The sequence below is a fragment of the Asanoa sp. NPDC050611 genome, assembly GCF_040654855.1.
In the GTDB taxonomy this organism is placed as follows: domain Bacteria; phylum Actinomycetota; class Actinomycetes; order Mycobacteriales; family Micromonosporaceae; genus Asanoa.
Genome location: NZ_JBFAIU010000189.1, coordinates 1 through 14,524 on the forward strand (window position 1 = coordinate 1; position 14,524 = coordinate 14,524).

15 protein-coding genes and 1 pseudogene are annotated in these 14,524 nt (G+C 71.9%); 7 read left to right on the forward strand and 9 right to left on the reverse strand.

What is annotated here, in order from left to right; genetic code table 11:
* Window positions 1–199: pseudogene (locus AB0H87_RS25810) on the forward strand (uroporphyrinogen-III C-methyltransferase); the annotation flags it as partial.
* Here AB0H87_RS25810 and otsB read toward each other — a convergent pair.
* Both otsB and AB0H87_RS25820 read right to left on the reverse strand, forming a co-directional pair.
* A complete protein-coding gene (otsB, locus tag AB0H87_RS25815; protein ID WP_360150637.1) occupies window positions 189–2,750 on the reverse strand; it encodes a trehalose-phosphatase in 2,562 nt (853 codons plus the stop codon). The pseudogene AB0H87_RS25810 and the gene otsB overlap by 11 nt on opposite strands.
* Entirely contained in the window at window positions 2,747–4,153 is a 1,407-nt protein-coding gene (locus AB0H87_RS25820; RefSeq protein ID WP_360150640.1) for a trehalose-6-phosphate synthase, read from the reverse strand. The genes otsB and AB0H87_RS25820 overlap by 4 nt, the downstream gene beginning before the upstream one ends.
* Window positions 4,154–4,310: 157 nt before the next feature.
* Between AB0H87_RS25820 and AB0H87_RS25825 the strand changes: the two genes are divergently transcribed.
* Window positions 4,311–4,853: a hypothetical protein gene (locus AB0H87_RS25825; RefSeq protein WP_360150643.1), complete on the forward strand. Its 543-nt coding sequence runs from the start codon at window positions 4,311–4,313 to the stop codon at window positions 4,851–4,853.
* On the opposite strand, the gene AB0H87_RS25830 is transcribed toward AB0H87_RS25825, so the two are convergent.
* Both AB0H87_RS25830 and AB0H87_RS25835 read right to left on the reverse strand, forming a co-directional pair.
* Window positions 4,850–5,218, reverse strand: a complete 369-nt coding sequence (locus AB0H87_RS25830) for a hypothetical protein (protein ID WP_360150646.1) — start codon at window positions 5,216–5,218, stop codon at window positions 4,850–4,852. The two genes, AB0H87_RS25825 and AB0H87_RS25830, sit on opposite strands and share 4 nt — an antisense overlap.
* Window positions 5,219–5,228: 10 nt before the next feature.
* Complete coding sequence (locus tag AB0H87_RS25835) at window positions 5,229–5,513, reverse strand: hypothetical protein (RefSeq protein WP_360150649.1); 285 nt, start codon at window positions 5,511–5,513, stop codon at window positions 5,229–5,231.
* A 150-nt stretch (window positions 5,514–5,663) separates the two neighbouring features.
* On the opposite strand from AB0H87_RS25835, the gene ettA reads away from it, so the two are divergent.
* The 4 genes from ettA (at window position 5,664) to AB0H87_RS25855 (ending at window position 9,149) form a co-directional block, all read left to right on the forward strand.
* Window positions 5,664–7,340 (forward strand): energy-dependent translational throttle protein EttA, encoded by a 1,677-nt coding sequence (ettA, locus tag AB0H87_RS25840; protein WP_360150652.1) that lies wholly within the window; start codon window positions 5,664–5,666, stop codon window positions 7,338–7,340.
* Between the two features lie 4 nt (window positions 7,341–7,344).
* A complete protein-coding gene (locus AB0H87_RS25845) occupies window positions 7,345–7,764 on the forward strand; it encodes a thioesterase family protein (RefSeq protein WP_360150655.1) in 420 nt (139 codons plus the stop codon).
* The gene (locus tag AB0H87_RS25850) at window positions 7,761–8,426 is read left to right on the forward strand and encodes a hypothetical protein (protein ID WP_360150658.1); all 666 of its coding nucleotides are present in this window, start codon (window positions 7,761–7,763) and stop codon (window positions 8,424–8,426) included. The genes AB0H87_RS25845 and AB0H87_RS25850 overlap by 4 nt, the downstream gene beginning before the upstream one ends.
* A 129-nt stretch (window positions 8,427–8,555) precedes the next feature.
* Window positions 8,556–9,149: a YbjN domain-containing protein gene (locus tag AB0H87_RS25855; protein ID WP_360150661.1), complete on the forward strand. Its 594-nt coding sequence runs from the start codon at window positions 8,556–8,558 to the stop codon at window positions 9,147–9,149.
* Window positions 9,150–9,162: 13 nt separating this feature from the next.
* Here the strand turns inward: AB0H87_RS25855 and AB0H87_RS25860 are convergent, their stop codons facing one another.
* From AB0H87_RS25860 to AB0H87_RS25880, 5 genes are all read right to left on the reverse strand, one after another.
* Window positions 9,163–10,422, reverse strand: a complete 1,260-nt coding sequence (locus tag AB0H87_RS25860) for a PKD domain containing protein (protein ID WP_360150664.1) — start codon at window positions 10,420–10,422, stop codon at window positions 9,163–9,165.
* Window positions 10,423–10,494: 72 nt separating this feature from the next.
* A complete protein-coding gene (locus AB0H87_RS25865) occupies window positions 10,495–10,911 on the reverse strand; it encodes a globin (protein WP_360150667.1) in 417 nt (138 codons plus the stop codon).
* A gap of 65 nt (window positions 10,912–10,976) precedes the next feature.
* Complete coding sequence (locus AB0H87_RS25870; RefSeq protein WP_360150676.1) at window positions 10,977–11,372, reverse strand: DUF5130 family protein; 396 nt, start codon at window positions 11,370–11,372, stop codon at window positions 10,977–10,979.
* A 73-nt stretch (window positions 11,373–11,445) separates the two neighbouring features.
* Window positions 11,446–11,757: a hypothetical protein gene (locus AB0H87_RS25875; protein ID WP_360150679.1), complete on the reverse strand. Its 312-nt coding sequence runs from the start codon at window positions 11,755–11,757 to the stop codon at window positions 11,446–11,448.
* A 44-nt stretch (window positions 11,758–11,801) separates the two neighbouring features.
* Window positions 11,802–13,244: an amidase gene (locus AB0H87_RS25880; RefSeq protein WP_360150670.1), complete on the reverse strand. Its 1,443-nt coding sequence runs from the start codon at window positions 13,242–13,244 to the stop codon at window positions 11,802–11,804.
* Window positions 13,245–13,275: 31 nt separating this feature from the next.
* On the opposite strand from AB0H87_RS25880, the gene kynU reads away from it, so the two are divergent.
* A partial coding sequence (gene kynU / locus AB0H87_RS25885) for a kynureninase (RefSeq protein WP_360150673.1) occupies window positions 13,276–14,524 on the forward strand: 1,249 nt, incomplete at its 3' end.

Genomic DNA, 14,524 nt, shown 5'->3' on the forward strand with positions numbered 1-14,524 from the left:
TCGCCGCCATCACCGCGACGCTGGCCGCGCCGGCCGCCCCGCCGACGGGCCGGCCGCGGTCGTCCAGGAGGGCACCACCGCCAACCAGCGCACGGTCGAAGCCCCGCTCGGCGAGCTGGCGGAAACGGTGCGGGAGGCCGGAATCCGGCCTCCCGCGATCGTGGTCATCGGCAACGTGGTGCCGGCCCTCAGGGCTTGACCAGCCCCGACAGCAGCAGGGCGCAGCGGACCAGACCCAGGTGGCTGTACGCCTGCGGGTGGTTGCCCAGCCCGCGCTCGGCCAGTGGGTCGTACTGCTCCGGCAGCAGCCCCGTCGGGCCCGCCGTGGCGACCATCTGCTCGAACAGCTCCTCGGCGTCGGCCCGGCGCCCGGTGCGCAGGTAGGCCTCCACCAGCCACGACGTGCAGATGTGGAAACCACCCTCGCGGCCGGGCAGGCCGTCGTCCCAGCGGTACCGGTAGACCACCGGGCCGCTGCGCAGGTCGGCCTCGACCTTGAGGACGGTGGCGAGGAACCGCGGGTCGTCGTCGGGCAGCAGGCCCGACAGGCCGATCCACAGGGACGACGCGTCCATCTCCTCGTCGCCGTACGCCACCGAATAGGCGCCCGCACCGTCGTGCCACCCGTGTTCGAGCACGTTGTGGCCGATCCGGTCGCGCAGCGCCACCCAGTCCGGCCGGTCCTGACCGGCGTGCTTGCGCACGACGTGCAGCGCCCGGTCGACGGTCATCCAGCACATGACCTTGGAGTAGACGTGGTGCCGCGGCTGCAGCCGGGCCTCCCACAGGCCGTGGTCGGGCTCGTGCCAGCGGCGTTCGACCGCCTGCACCATCGCCGAAAGGACCCGCCACTCCTCGTCGCGGACCGAGCCGCGGGCGTCCGCGACGGCGGCCAGCAGGTCGGCGACGGGGCCGAAGACGTCGAGCTGGAGCTGGTGGTTGGCGAGGTTGCCGACCCGCACCGGGCGGGACCCGGCGTAGCCCGGCAGCGTGTCGATGACCGCCTCCGCGCCCAGCTCGTAGCCCTCGACCGTGTAGAGCGGGTGCAGCCGCTCCGGGTGGCCGCCGGTGCGCTCGACGCAGCCGTCGACCCACCGCAGGAAGCCTTCGGCCTCGTCCAGCGAGCCCAGGTCGACCAGCGCCCGGGCGGTCATCGCGGCGTCCCGCAGCCAGCAGTAGCGGTAGTCCCAGTTGCGGACCCCGCCCAGCTCCTCGGGCAGCGAGGTGGTCGCGGCGGCCAGGATCGCGCCCGTCGGCTCGTGGCACAGGCCCTTGAGCGTGAGCGCGCTGCGGGCCACCAGCTCCCGGCCTTCGGCGGGCAGGCGCAGCCCGCGTACCCACTGCTTGAACGGATCCTCGGCCGACTCCTGCCGGTCGCCGGCGGCGACCGGGTGCGCGTCCAGGCTGTGCGTCCCGAACCGCAGCTCCAGGAGCTGCTCGCCGCCGAGCGCGGAGAGGTCGACGCTCGCGCGCGCGGTCTCGTACCCGCCGTCCTCGGTGATCGTCCAGGCGACGCCGGGGGAGTAGAGCGCGACCGGCTCGTTGGAGCCGAGCACCAGCAGACCGTCGCCGAGCGCCTGGAGCCGCACCTGGACCTGGCCGAACTCGGGCCGCGGCGCGAACTCGAGGTCCACGCGCGCGCTGCCGGTCAGGCGCCGGACCAGGGCCGAGTCGCCGGCCGACGACCGGTCGAGCCAGTCCGTGACCGTCAGCCCGGACCAGCGGGTCTCGACGGTCATCGTGCCGGTCCGGTAGCGCTGCCCGAGCGGCAGGCCGCCGCGCTCCGGTGCGACCGCGAAGTGCCCGGCCGGGCTGCCGCCCAGCAGGTCGGCGAAGATCGCCGCCGAGTCCGGCCGCGGGTGGCACAGCCAGGTGACCGTGGCCTCGGGGGTGAGCAGCGCCATCGTCTCGCCGTTGGAGAGCAGCGAGTGGCGTTCGATCGGCACCGCGCGCTCGCCGAACAGCCAGTGCCGGCGGGTCTGCAGCAGCAGCGCGAGCAGCCGCGCGGCCTCGATCGGCTCGCCGACCCGGTGGCCGGCCTTCGTCTCGCCCGGGCCGATCTTCACACCGACGTCGGGGCCGTGCAGGGTGCCGAACGCGTTCTCGTCGGTGATGTCGTCGCCGATGAACAGCACGGCGCTCGCCGACATGGAGGTGCGCAGCTGGTGCACCGCCGTGCCCTTGTGGGTCGGCACGACGGAGAGCTCGATGACCTCCTTGCCGTGCGTGACGGTGACCTCCGGCCACGTGGCGGGGTCGGCCGCCACGCGCGCCTTGACCTCCTCGGCCACCTCGCGGGTCGCCGCCCGGTAGTGCACGGCCACGCTGGCCGGCTTGTTCTCCAGGCGTACGCCCGGCTTGCCCGCCACGATCTCCCGCAGGCAGACCTGGAGCCGGGTGCGGACCTCGACCAGCGCGGGCGTCAGCCGCTCGACGAAGCCGATGTCGAACTCTGAGCCGTGGCTGCCGACGAGATGGACCTCGCTCGGCAGGCGGGACAGTGTGGCCAGGTCGCGCAGGGCGCGCCCGGACACGACCGCCACGGTGGTCTGCGGCAGTGCCGCGAGGGCGCGCACCGCGGCGACGCTCTCCGGCAGGGGTACGGCCTGCGTGGGGTCGGCCACGATCGGCGCCAGCGTGCCGTCGTAGTCACACGCGATGAGGAGTTGCGGAACCCGCGCGATCCGGCCGATGGCCGCACGGAGTTCCGGGTCGATCTGGCCGGCGGCCTTCTGGTCGACCTCGATCACGTCGCGTCCGCCACGTCGGGCACGCCCAGCTCGTTGAGGAACGACCGGGCCCAATGGCCGACGTCGTGCGTCCGCAGGTGCCGCTGCATGAGCCGCATCCGGCGGCGCGCCTCCGGATGTTCGACGTGCACCGCGCGCAGCAGCGCCTCCTTGACTCCGTCGGGGTCGTGCGGGTTACACAGGAACGACTGTCGTAGTTCCGTCGCGGCGCCGGCGAACTCGCTCAACACCAGCGCTCCGCCGGTGTCGGCGCGCGCCGCCACGTATTCCTTTGCCACCAAATTCATCCCGTCTCGCAGCGGGGTCACCATCATGACGTCGGCCGCGCAGTAGAGCGCGGCCAACTCGTTGCGACTGTACGACTGGTGAAGGTAGTGGACGGCGGGAACGCCGACGCGACCGAACTCGCCGTTGATCCGGCCGACCTCACGTTCGACCTTGACCCGCAGCGTCTGGTAGTGCTCGACCCGCTCCCGGCTCGGCGTGGCGACCTGCACCATGACCGCCTCGGGCACGGAGAGCTTGCCGTCGGAGAGCAGCTCGCGGAACGCCTTGAGGCGCAGCTCGATGCCCTTGGTGTAGTCGAGCCGGTCGACGCCGAGGATCACGGTGCGCGGGTCGCCCAGCTCGGCGCGGATCTGCTTGGCCCGGTTCTGCACGGCCGGGTCCGCGGCCATCCGCTCCATCTCGGCGACGTCGATCGAGATCGGGAACGCGCCGGCCTTGACCGGGCGGCCGTCGACGTCGATGACCTGGCCCTCGTAGCGCAGGCCGAGCAGGTGTCGGGCCAGCCGGACGAAGTTCTGCGCGGCCAGCCGCTGCTGGAAGCCGATCAGGTCGGCGCCGAGCAGCCCGCGCAGGATCTCGGCGCGGAAGGGCATCTGCATGAACAGCTCGATCGGCGGGAACGGGATGTGCAGGAAGAAACCGATCTTGAGGTCGGGCCGGCGCTCGCGCAGCATCGCCGGCACGAGCTGGAGCTGGTAGTCCTGGATCCAGACCGTCGCGCCCTCGGCGGCGACGTCGGCCGCGGCCTCCGCGAAGCGGGCGTTGACCTGGCGGTACGACTCCCGCCAGCGGCGCTTGAACACCGGCGTCTCGACGGCGTCGTGGTAGAGCGGCCAGATCGTGGCGTTCGACATGCCCTCGTAGTAGCGCTCAAGGTCGAGCGCCGTGAGGGCCACCGGGTGGATGTGGATGCCTTCGAGGTCGAACGGCTCCGGTGCCTGCTCGCTCGTGCCGCCGGCCCAGCCGACCCACGTGCCCTTGTGCTCCGCCAGCACCGGATGGAGCGCGGTCACCAGCCCGCCCGGGCTACGCCGCCATTGCCGCCCCTCGTCGGTGGTGACCTCGTCAACCGGTAGTCGGTTCGCTACCACGACAAAAGAGCTACGAACCGTCACTCTCCGCACACCTCCGGTGATCACGGGTCCGCCGTCGAGCCTACCTGCGTGGCGTTGCGGCGCTTACGGGCCTGGCTGGCCCCGATGGACGGGATACCCGTACCCCCGAGGTAATGATCCTTCCGTTCGGTTGCCGTTGGATGACAGGCTCATAGGCGTGTCGACACCGGGGCCGAAACCACCCAGACGCGCCTTGGCGCCGTTCCTGGTCGCGTTGTTGCTGCTCGCGGTGATCGGCGCGGCCGCGGGGTGGATCTACGGGGCGAGGGTCGCGGACCAGCGGGCGGCGAACCGGCCGGCACAGGAAGAGACGCAGGACACACCGGGGACCGAGCCGGAGGTGCCGGTCGGCGAGGACTGCCCGGCGGCGACCCAGGAGGCGGCGCGGGGTGCCGGCTCGTCCGGGGGCCTGACGGAGGTCCTCTACATCCGCACCGAGGACGACAAGCAGGTCTGGATCTGCCGGGACACCGCTGGAACGCTGTTCTACCAGGGCTACGTCGGCCCGGCGGACGGCGATTTCATCCAGGGCGAGAACGCCCTTTTCCTGACGAGCGTCGAAGAGACCGGCGGCGGCTACCTGGCCACGAACCAGACGGACGACGGCACGACCACCTACAGCGTCACTCCGTACCGCCTGACCCAGTCCACGAACGGCAAGGAGTCCACCTACCAGGTCACCGACCGCCGCCCGGACTAAAGGTCGACGATCGGCCAGCCCTTGGGTAGGAACCCTTCGAGTTGTCGACGTCGATCGGTGAAGATCGGCACGGGCGGAACTCCCGCTGACTCAATAGCGGCATGCGCTAGGTCCATCCCCAACGTGCGCGCCCAGCCGCCGAGGACTGCGCAGATTTCGTGGTCGAGAGGTTTGACCACCACCTGCGGCAGCGAGCTGAGTATGTCCAGTAGCGGCCAACGATCACTGGCCGCGAGCTGGTAGGCCGTAGCGAGACAGCTGGCCGGAAGCACCACCTCGAGTCCCTCGTCCGCGACCTCGACGATCTCGACCCCGACCCGGTTTGAGCCCTCGGCGTAGGCCAGAACGGCACTGGTGTCGAGCACGAGACCCGGGCTAGACACGCGGTCGCCAACGGCCGCCGGAGATCTCAGCCAGTCGACTGGACATTTCCCTCACCAGCTCAGGCGTGATGCCGGCGCGAGCCTCGTCGAGTTCGCGCTTGGCCTCGGCTACACCTTCGTCGGTGATGTCGAAGCCGAGCTGGGTGAGAACGCGGCGTGTGTGTTCTGCCTCCATGCGGACCCGAACAGCGTCTGTGATGAAGGCCGACACGTTCCGCTCGTCATCGAGACGTTCCGCGACATCGTCAGGAACGCTAATTGTGATCTTCCGCGTCATACTTCGATGTTAGTGTGTCATACTTGTGGTGGCTACCCTGGTGGTGTTGCCAGATTGCGCTGGGGTGATGTGGGCGATCCCGGGGCTACCTGTCAGGATTGACGACGGCGTTCTGCCGGTATCGACCATTACTCGGAGGTAGGCCGCACCGTGGCCCAGTACATCTACGTCCTGGAAAAGGCGCGCAAGGCGCACGGCGACAAGGTCGTGCTCGACAACGTGACGCTCAGTTTCCTGCCGGGCGCCAAGATCGGGGTCGTCGGTCCCAACGGCGCCGGTAAGTCGAGCCTGCTCAAGATCATGGCTGGGCTCGACCAGGCCAGCAACGGTGAGGCGCGGCTCATGCCGGGCTACACCGTGGGCATGCTCGCCCAGGAGCCGCCGCTGAACGACGCGAAGACCGTGCTCGGCAACATCGAAGAGGCGGTCGCCGAGACCAAGAACAAGCTCGAGCGGTTCAACAAGATCGCCGAGCAGATGGCGACCGACTACTCCGACGAGCTGATGGAGGAGATGGGCAAGCTCCAGGAGGAGCTCGACCACGCCGACGCGTGGGACATCGACTCCGCGCTCGAGCTGGCCATGGACGCGCTGCGGTGCCCCCCGCCGGACGCCGACGTGACCACCCTCTCCGGTGGCGAGCGGCGCCGCGTGGCGCTCTGCAAGCTGCTGCTCGAGGCGCCCGACCTGCTGCTGCTCGACGAGCCCACCAACCACCTCGACGCGGAGAGCGTCCAGTGGCTGGAGCAGCACCTGGCCAAGTACGCCGGCACCGTCCTGGCGATCACCCACGACCGGTACTTCCTCGACAACGTCGCGGGCTGGATCCTCGAGCTCGACCGCGGTCGCGCGATCGGCTACGAGGGCAACTACTCGACGTACCTCGAGAAGAAGGCGGCCCGGCTCGCGGTCGAGGGCCGCAAGGACGCCAAGATGAAGAAGCGCCTCTCCGAGGAGCTCGAGTGGGTGCGGTCCAACGCCAAGGCGCGGCAGACCAAGTCGCGCGCCCGGCTCGACCGCTACGAGGAGATGGCCACCGAGGCCGAGAAGACCCGCAAGCTCGACTTCGAGGAGATCCAGATCCCGCCGGGCCCGCGCCTGGGCAACACGGTGATCGAGGCCAAGGACCTGACCAAGGGCTTCGGCGACCGTACGCTCATCGAGAACCTGTCGTTCTCGCTGCCCCGCAACGGCATCGTCGGCATCATCGGCCCCAACGGCGTCGGCAAGACCACGCTGTTCAAGACGATCGTCGGTCTCGAGCAGCCGACGGCCGGCTCGGTGAAGGTCGGCGAGACCGTTTCGTTGTCCTATGTGGACCAGAACCGCGAAGGCCTCAACGGTGACAAGACCGTGTGGGAGGTCGTCTCCGACGGGCTCGACCACCTGATGGTCGGCAAGGTCGAGATGCCGTCCCGCGCGTACGTCGCGGCCTTCGGTTTCAAGGGTCCCGACCAGCAGAAGCCGACCAAGGTGCTGTCCGGCGGCGAGCGCAACCGGCTCAACCTCGCGCTGACGCTGAAGATCGGCGGCAACGTGATCCTGCTCGACGAGCCGACCAACGACCTCGACGTCGAGACGCTCTCGTCGCTGGAGAACGCGCTGCTGGAGTTCCCGGGCTGCGCCGTGGTCATCTCCCACGACCGGATGTTCCTCGACCGCGTCGCGACGCACATCCTCGCCTGGGAGGGCGACGAGGAGAACCCGGCGAAGTGGTTCTGGTTCGAGGGCAACTTCGAGGCGTACGAGAAGAACAAGGTCGACCGGCTCGGCGCCGAAGCCGCGCGGCCGCACCGGGTGACGTACCGCAAGCTGACCCGCGACTGACGTCGTGGCCAGGTTCGTCTACGAGGCCGCCCTGCGGTGGTCCGACATGGACGTCTACGGGCACGTGAACAACGCGCGCTTCCTCACGCTCTACGAGGAGGCGCGCGTCGCGCTCATGTTCGTCGCGGCGCGCAAGCACGGGGTGACCTCGCTCGAGGAGGGCGTGGTCATCTCCCGGCACGAGGTCGACTACCTGCGGCCGGTCGACTACGGCGACGCGGTGCGGATCGAGATGTGGGTCGAGGAGATCCGGCCGTCGCGGTTCGTCATCGGGTACGAGCTGTTCGACGACGGCGTCGTGGCGAGCCGGGCCCGGTCGGTGTGTGTGCCGTTCGACCTGGCCGCCCAGCGCCCGCGCCGGCTCACCGCCGGGGAGCGCGAGTTCCTCGAGCCCTACGCCGCCGAGCCCGACCCGGTGCCATGACGCACGGCCTCGGCTCGCACAGCGACGTCGGCGCGTTCCTGAGCCGGCTGATCCGGCTCGACGCGGCCACGGTGGTGCGCCTGCGCCCCGCCGGCGGCCACACGCAGCTCTGGGCCCCGCTGCCGTGGGGCGTCCTCGTCGGTCGCGCGATCAGCGGCGTGGCCGGCGTCGACGCGACGGTGTCGGCCGCGGCGCTGTTCGAGGAGGTCGCCCGCGGCGGCCCCAACCTGCCGCCGCGCCGCGACGCGGACTGGCGCTGGCCGCTGCCCCCGCTGGCCGGCGGGCGGGTCGTGGAGTCGATCCCGGCGGCCGAGATCCGCCGCGTGGCGGCCGCCGCGGCGGGCACGCTGCGCACCGCGACGCGCGAAGGGGTCGGCGGCCGTGCGGTCGGCCAGCGGGCACTGCGCGACGCGCTGCTCGACCACGTGCCCATCGTGGTGAGCACCGGTGCCGAACAGGCGACCGTGGATGTGTCGCAACGGTTGATCCAGGCCGTCGTCCGAATGGGTTTTCTGGGCCCGCCGGACGCCGATCCGGCACCTGCCATCGATGTCAGGACATCCGGGAGATGGACAGGGCTCGCTGCACCGTACGGGGTCGCCTGGCTACCGCCCGTTCAGCAATTCTCCCTAAAACCGACATCGCCTCGTACTTTCGGATGATCTAACGCTGTCCATTCGGGTTCGGCGTGCCGTTGGGGGGATGCCCTCGGCCGACCTTCCGGGTACCGTCACCCCGGGTCCAACGCAACGTACGCGGACGGATTCGCTGGGGAGTGAGGTGCGCGAGCGATGCCTTGGTGGTCATGGCGTCCCGGCCACGCCGGTGGGGTTGAGTCCGAGCTTCGGGCAGAGGACGGCACCGTCCGATTGGGAGTGCCACCACAGCGCGATCCGAACGCCGTAGTCCTCGACCCGCTGGCTGCCCTCGCCGTGCCCAGGGAGACTCCGTCCGACCAGCCGACCACGGTCGAGCCGGTCGACCTCCGCCGCCTCGGCGTGGCGCTCGACCTGCTCGACATCCGCTACCTCGCCGACGGCGACGGCAGCCTGCTGGCGATGTGGGAACGCCACGCGGTGCTGTTCACCCTCGAGGGACCGGAAGACGAGATCCTGGTGATCCGCGCGCGTCCACACTCGACGGTGCCGCCGGACTGGGCCGACCGCGCCTACCGCGTCGTCAACGAGTGGAACCACACGCGCCGCTTCTGCAAGGCCTACGTGGGCGACCCGACGGAGCGCGGCCAGCTACCGATCTACGCCGAGATCCAGGTGCCACTGGGCGCCGGCGCCCACGACGCCCTCCTGGTCGAGATGCTCGACTGCGGCGCCGCGGTCTCCAGCACCTTCGTCGACTGGCTCCACGACGAGGGCGCGCTGCTCTAGGCAGCGGAGACCGCTACGGCAGCGGGAACATCCCGATCCGGCCGTGGTACTCCTTGCCCAGCTTGTCCGTGTCCGAGCCGACGTAGAGGCCGGTCCTCGTCGCGACGATGGCGCGGGCGCCGACGCCGCGGCTGCGGGTCGGGTTCCACGGCAGGGCCTTGCCGGTCCTCGGGTGGATCGCGCCGATGCCCGGGCGGTCGACGGCGCCCTTGCCCTTGGACTTCTTGCCGTACGGGTTGTCCAGCCACTGCTGGTGGCCGCCGACGTAGACCGCGGCGCCCGTCACCGACACCGAGTACAGCGTGTTGCCGCCCGTCTGGTTCACCCAGGTGGGCTTGTGCGCGCCGGCGCCGGCGCTCTCGAACCGGGCCGCCGCGTCGCACATCCGGCCCGGCCCGGTCAGGGCGCCCGTGGTGACGGTGACGAAGTACTTCCCGTCGGGGGAGAAGTCGACCCCGCGCAGGTACGTGTCGAGGGACTGGTCGCACGCTGACCGGAACGCGTCGGTGTACCAGTTGGTGACCACGGCCTTCGCGCCCGAGACGTCCAGCATGGCCAGTTGGTGGCGCGGCTGGGCTCCCGCGTGCGTCAGCGCGCCGACCGCGACCAGGCGACGGCCGTCGGGCGACAGCGCCATGTCCTCGACCCGGACCCGGGCCATGTCCTTCGCCGCGAGCTTGGCGTCGAAGCCCTTGTCCACCGCGCCCGTGACGCCGTCCAGGCGCGCCAGGCCCGCCCGGGCCACGCCGTTGATCGCGGAGAACGGGCCGCCGGCGTAGAGGCGCTTGCCGCTGACCGCGAGCGTACGCACGTCGCCCCAGTTGATCTCCGCGCTGAACGGGCGGACGCGGGCGCCGTTCGACACCGACAGCCGGGTCAGGCCGCGGGCCGAGGCGCCGTTGACCGTGCGGAACGCGCCGCCGACGTAGACCGTGTCGTCCGGTCCCGCGGCGAGCGCGTAGACCGCCCCGTCGACCCGCGGTGCGAAGCTGCCGCGCACGAGGCCGGTCCTCGCGTCGAAGGCGAACAGGTAGGGCCGGCGCTGCGGCGGCCGCATCGTGCCCTCGTCGGTGACCGAGCTGAACGTGCCGCCCACCACGACGGTCCGGCCGACCACGGCGATCGCGCGGACGGTGCCGTCCATCGCGTGCGGCGTGAAGTCGACCGGGTCCGCCGTCACGACCGTCGGCTGGGCGACGTCGGCGACGGCGGGGAGCACGCCGGCGATCCCGGCGGCGACGAGCACGGCGGCGGCGATGAGTCGGCGACGCATGCGGGCGGGGCTCCTCGGGTGAGGCGGCGGTGGTCGTGCGGATCAACGACCGAGAAGTGCCCCGCGACGCGCTTATGTCGGATTTGTGCCCGCGTCGTCCATCGTGTTGACCATGAAGTACGCGGCCCGCTCCAGGTACTCCCAGAGGGTCCGCTCCTGGTCCTCCGGCAGGCCGAGCGAGTCGACGGCGTCCCGCATGTGCCGCAGCCAGGCGTCCCGCTCGTCGGGGCCCACCCGGAAGGGCGCGTGCCGCATCCGCAGCCGGGGGTGCCCGCGCGTCGCCGAGTACGTGTTCGGACCGCCCCAGTACTGCATCAGGAACAACGTCAGTCGCTCCTCCGCCGGCCCGAGGTCCTCCTCGGGGTAGAGCGGCCGCAGCAGCGTGTCCTCGGCCACGCCCTCGTAGAAGCGGGCGACCAGCTTGCGGAAGGTCGGCTCACCACCGACGAGCTCGTAGAACGTCGGCTGCCCATCACCTGGTCGAGTCACGCCCTCAATCCTGCCAGGCCGGGATCCGAGATCCATTCATGCCGGACTGTGCTGTCCAGCACGCGTCAGGGGCGGCCGGCGCGCGTGGCGAGCTGGTCGAGGCCGCTGATGATGCCGCCGGCCAGGTCGCCGCCGCCGAACGCCGCCACCATCGACAGCGCGGCCAGCTTGGCGTCGCGGTCCGGGATGCGCCGGCGGGCGTCGCCGCCCGTGACGACCTCGAGCACGCGCTGGTTGGGGCTCACCGCGATCAGCACGGCCGACGCGACGTTGGGCAGCTGCTGGTGCATGCGCTCGGCGTGGCCCCGGACCGGCTCCTCCAGCTCTCCGACGTAGACGGAGAAGGTGAGCCCGGTCGCCCGGTCGGCGGTGCGCAGCGCCTCGTCGAGGCGGAGCAGCTGGCGGGTGTTGAACGGGCCTTCGAGCACCTCGGGCTGGCCGTAGTGGTGCTCCTCGATCAGCTCCGCGCGGTGCTGCGCGGCCTCCGCGGGCGCCTCGTCGGGCTCCCGCGCGAGCAGCGGTCCGGGGGTGCGGTCACCAGCGGTCACTTGCGCCTCCAACCTTGCCCGCCGACACCGTCGACGGCACCGGCTCGATCGCGCCGGTCGGGCCGCCGTAGGGCACGGCCGCCGTGGTCAGCGCGCGCGTCTCGCCGGCCTCGATGACGTGGGAGTCCGCCTCCTCGGGCGCGTGGGAGAGCAGCTCCGGCGCCGACAGGAACCAGACAGGCCGGAAGTCGTACGGCCGGCCCGGCCGGTAACGCTTCGGGCGGGGTCCGCCGCCCGCGGCCGCCAGGCCCGCGATCACCAGCACGGCGGCCGCCGGTATGACGACGAAGTAGAGCACCGTCTCGGTAACTGACAACGCCACGACCCTTTCAAGCCAGCCGGCTAGACGCCGTTCACGGTAGCGGAGGGCGCGTCCGTCCAGATCGCCGGGTGGCGATCACCACGCCCGGCGAGCCGCTCCAGCTGTGCCGCGGCGGCCAGCAGCCGCGCGTCGTCGCCGTAGCGCCCGCTCAGCAGGACACCGACCGGTAGCCCGTCGCTGGTCGCGCCCACGGGGACGGTCACCGACGGTTGCCCGGTCACGTTGAAGATCGCACAGTACGGCGAGAAGCGCCGCTGCCGGTCGAAGTCCTCGGCGGGTTCGGCGGCGGAGGTGAACCAGCCCACCTCGGCCTGCGGTACCGCCAGCGGCGGGCAGAGCAACAGGTCGTAGCCGGCGAGGCTGGACAGGCCGTGCCGCACCCGGGTCTGCAGCTCGCCGAGCACCGCCATGAGCTGCCCGGCGCCCACGGTCTCACCCCGGGCCCGCAGGTAGCGGGTCAGCGGCAGCAGCAGGGCCTCCTTCGCCGGTGGGATCGGGGCCAGCGCCAGCACGTACCAGAGCGTCTCGAACAGCGGCCACATGTCCGGCGTGAGCGGCGCGGCCACGTCCTCGACCTCGTGCCCGGCCCCGGCCAGCGCGGCGGCCGCCGTGTCGACGGCTGCCACGCAGGCCGGGTCGACCGGCGTGTCGACCAGCATCGGGGTGGTGAACCGGCCGATCCGCAGCGGTCCGGGCGCGGCGGTCCGGGCGGCGCCCAGGTAGCCGCCACCGGGTATCGGCGGCGCCAGGTAGGGCTCGCCGATCGTCGGCACCGCCATCGCGTCGAGGAAGGCGGCCGCGTCGGTCACCGTGCGGGCGATCGCGCCGTGCGTCGGCAGGCCGAAGGCGGCGAACCCGAGCGGGCCGCCGGAGACCACGCCGCGGCTGGGCTTGTAGCCGACCAGGCCGCAGACCGCCGCGGGGATGCGCACCGAGCCGCCGCCGTCGGAGCCCTGCGCGACGGCGACCAGCCCGGCGGCGACCGCGGCCGCCGCGCCGCCGCTGGACCCGCCGGCCGTGTTGCCCGGCGCCCACGGGTTGCGGGCCGGCGGCGCGACGAGGCTCTCCGCGTGGCAGGAGCCGCCGAGCTCCGACGTGGTGGTCTTGCCGAGCGAGACGGTGCCGGCCGCGCGCAGGTAGGTCACCACGTCGGCGTCGATCGGGGGCAGCAGGTCGGCGAACGCGGCCGAGCCGAACGTCGTGCGTACGCCGGCGGTCATGGTCAGGTCCTTGATGGCGGTCGGCACGCCGTGCAGCGGCCCGCGGTGGGCCGGCGGCGCCGCGTCGAGGGCGGCCGCCTCCGCGCGCGCCCGGTCCGCGGTCACGGTCACGAACGCACCGACCCGGTCACCGAACGCGGCGACCCGCGTCAGGTAGTGCTCGACCAGCTCGACACTGGTCAGCTCCCCGCGGGCGATCGCGGCACCCTGTTCGAGCGCCGTCAGGTCGTGGAGGTCCGCCATGCCTCCCATCCTGCCCGGCTACGGTGTCGGCGTGCCCGTTGATCGCCTCACCCAGGCCCGCCGTCTCGACGCCGAGGATCCCCTGGCCGCCTTCCGCGACGAGTTCGTCATCGCCGAGCCGGACCTGGTCTACCTCGACGGCAACTCGCTCGGCCGGTTGCCCAAGGCCACCCGCGAGCGGTTGCACGCCGCGATCGACCAGGAGTGGGGCACCGACCTGGTGCGCGGCTGGGACCGCTGGATCGGCCTGGCCCGCGAGGTCGGCGACCTGCTCGCCGGCGGCGTCGTGGAGGCGGAGCCGGGCGAGGTGCTGCTCGCCGACTCGACCAGCGTCAACCTCTACAAGCTGGCCGTGGCGGCCTGCGACGCGCGGCCCGGGCGCCGGGTCGTCGTCACGGACGACGACAACTTCCCGACCGACCGGTACGTGCTGGAGGGCGTGGCCGCGGCGCGCGGGATGACGCTGCGGGTGATCCCGTCCGACCTGGACACCGGGGTCACGCTGGCCGCCGTGCGGGAGGCCCTCGACGAGGACGTCGCGCTGGTCTCGCTGTCGCATGTGGCCTACCGGTCCGGGGCGATCGTCGACCTGCCGGCGATCACCGCCGCGGCGCACGCGGCCGGTGCGCTGATGCTCTGGGACCTCTGCCACTCGGCGGGCGCGGTGCCGGCGCCGTTGCGCACCGCCGGCGTCGACCTGGCCGTCGGGTGCACCTACAAGCACCTCAACGGCGGCCCGGGCGCGCCCGCGTTCCTCTACGTCCGGCAGGAGCTGCAGGCCGAGCTGCGGCAGCCGATCTGGGGCTGGTTCGGGCAGCGGGACCAGTTCGCGATGGGTCCGGCGTACGACCCGGCGCCGTCGGTCGACCGCTTCCTGGTCGGCACGCCGCCGGTGCTCGGCGGCTACGGCGCGCTGTGCGGTATCCAGCTCTCCGCGGCGGCCGGGATCGAGCGGATCTTCGCCAAGGGCACCGCGCTCGGCGACTTCGCCATCGAGCTGCACGACGAGTGGCTCGCGCCGCACGGCTTCGCGCTCGCGTCGCCGCGCTCCGGGCGTGGCGCGCACGTGACGCTGCACCACCCGGCCGCCTGGCAGATCAGCCAGGCGCTGCGGGACGCCTCCGTGATCCCGGACTACCGCACCCCGGACCGGCTCCGGCTGGGCTTCGCGCCCCTCTACACCCGGTTCGAAGAGGTGTACGAGGGCTTCCGGCGCGAGCACCTGGCTCTCCAGGGTGCCTTCGCGCTGCTCCGTGATCTGCGCCTTGGCGACCCAGAGC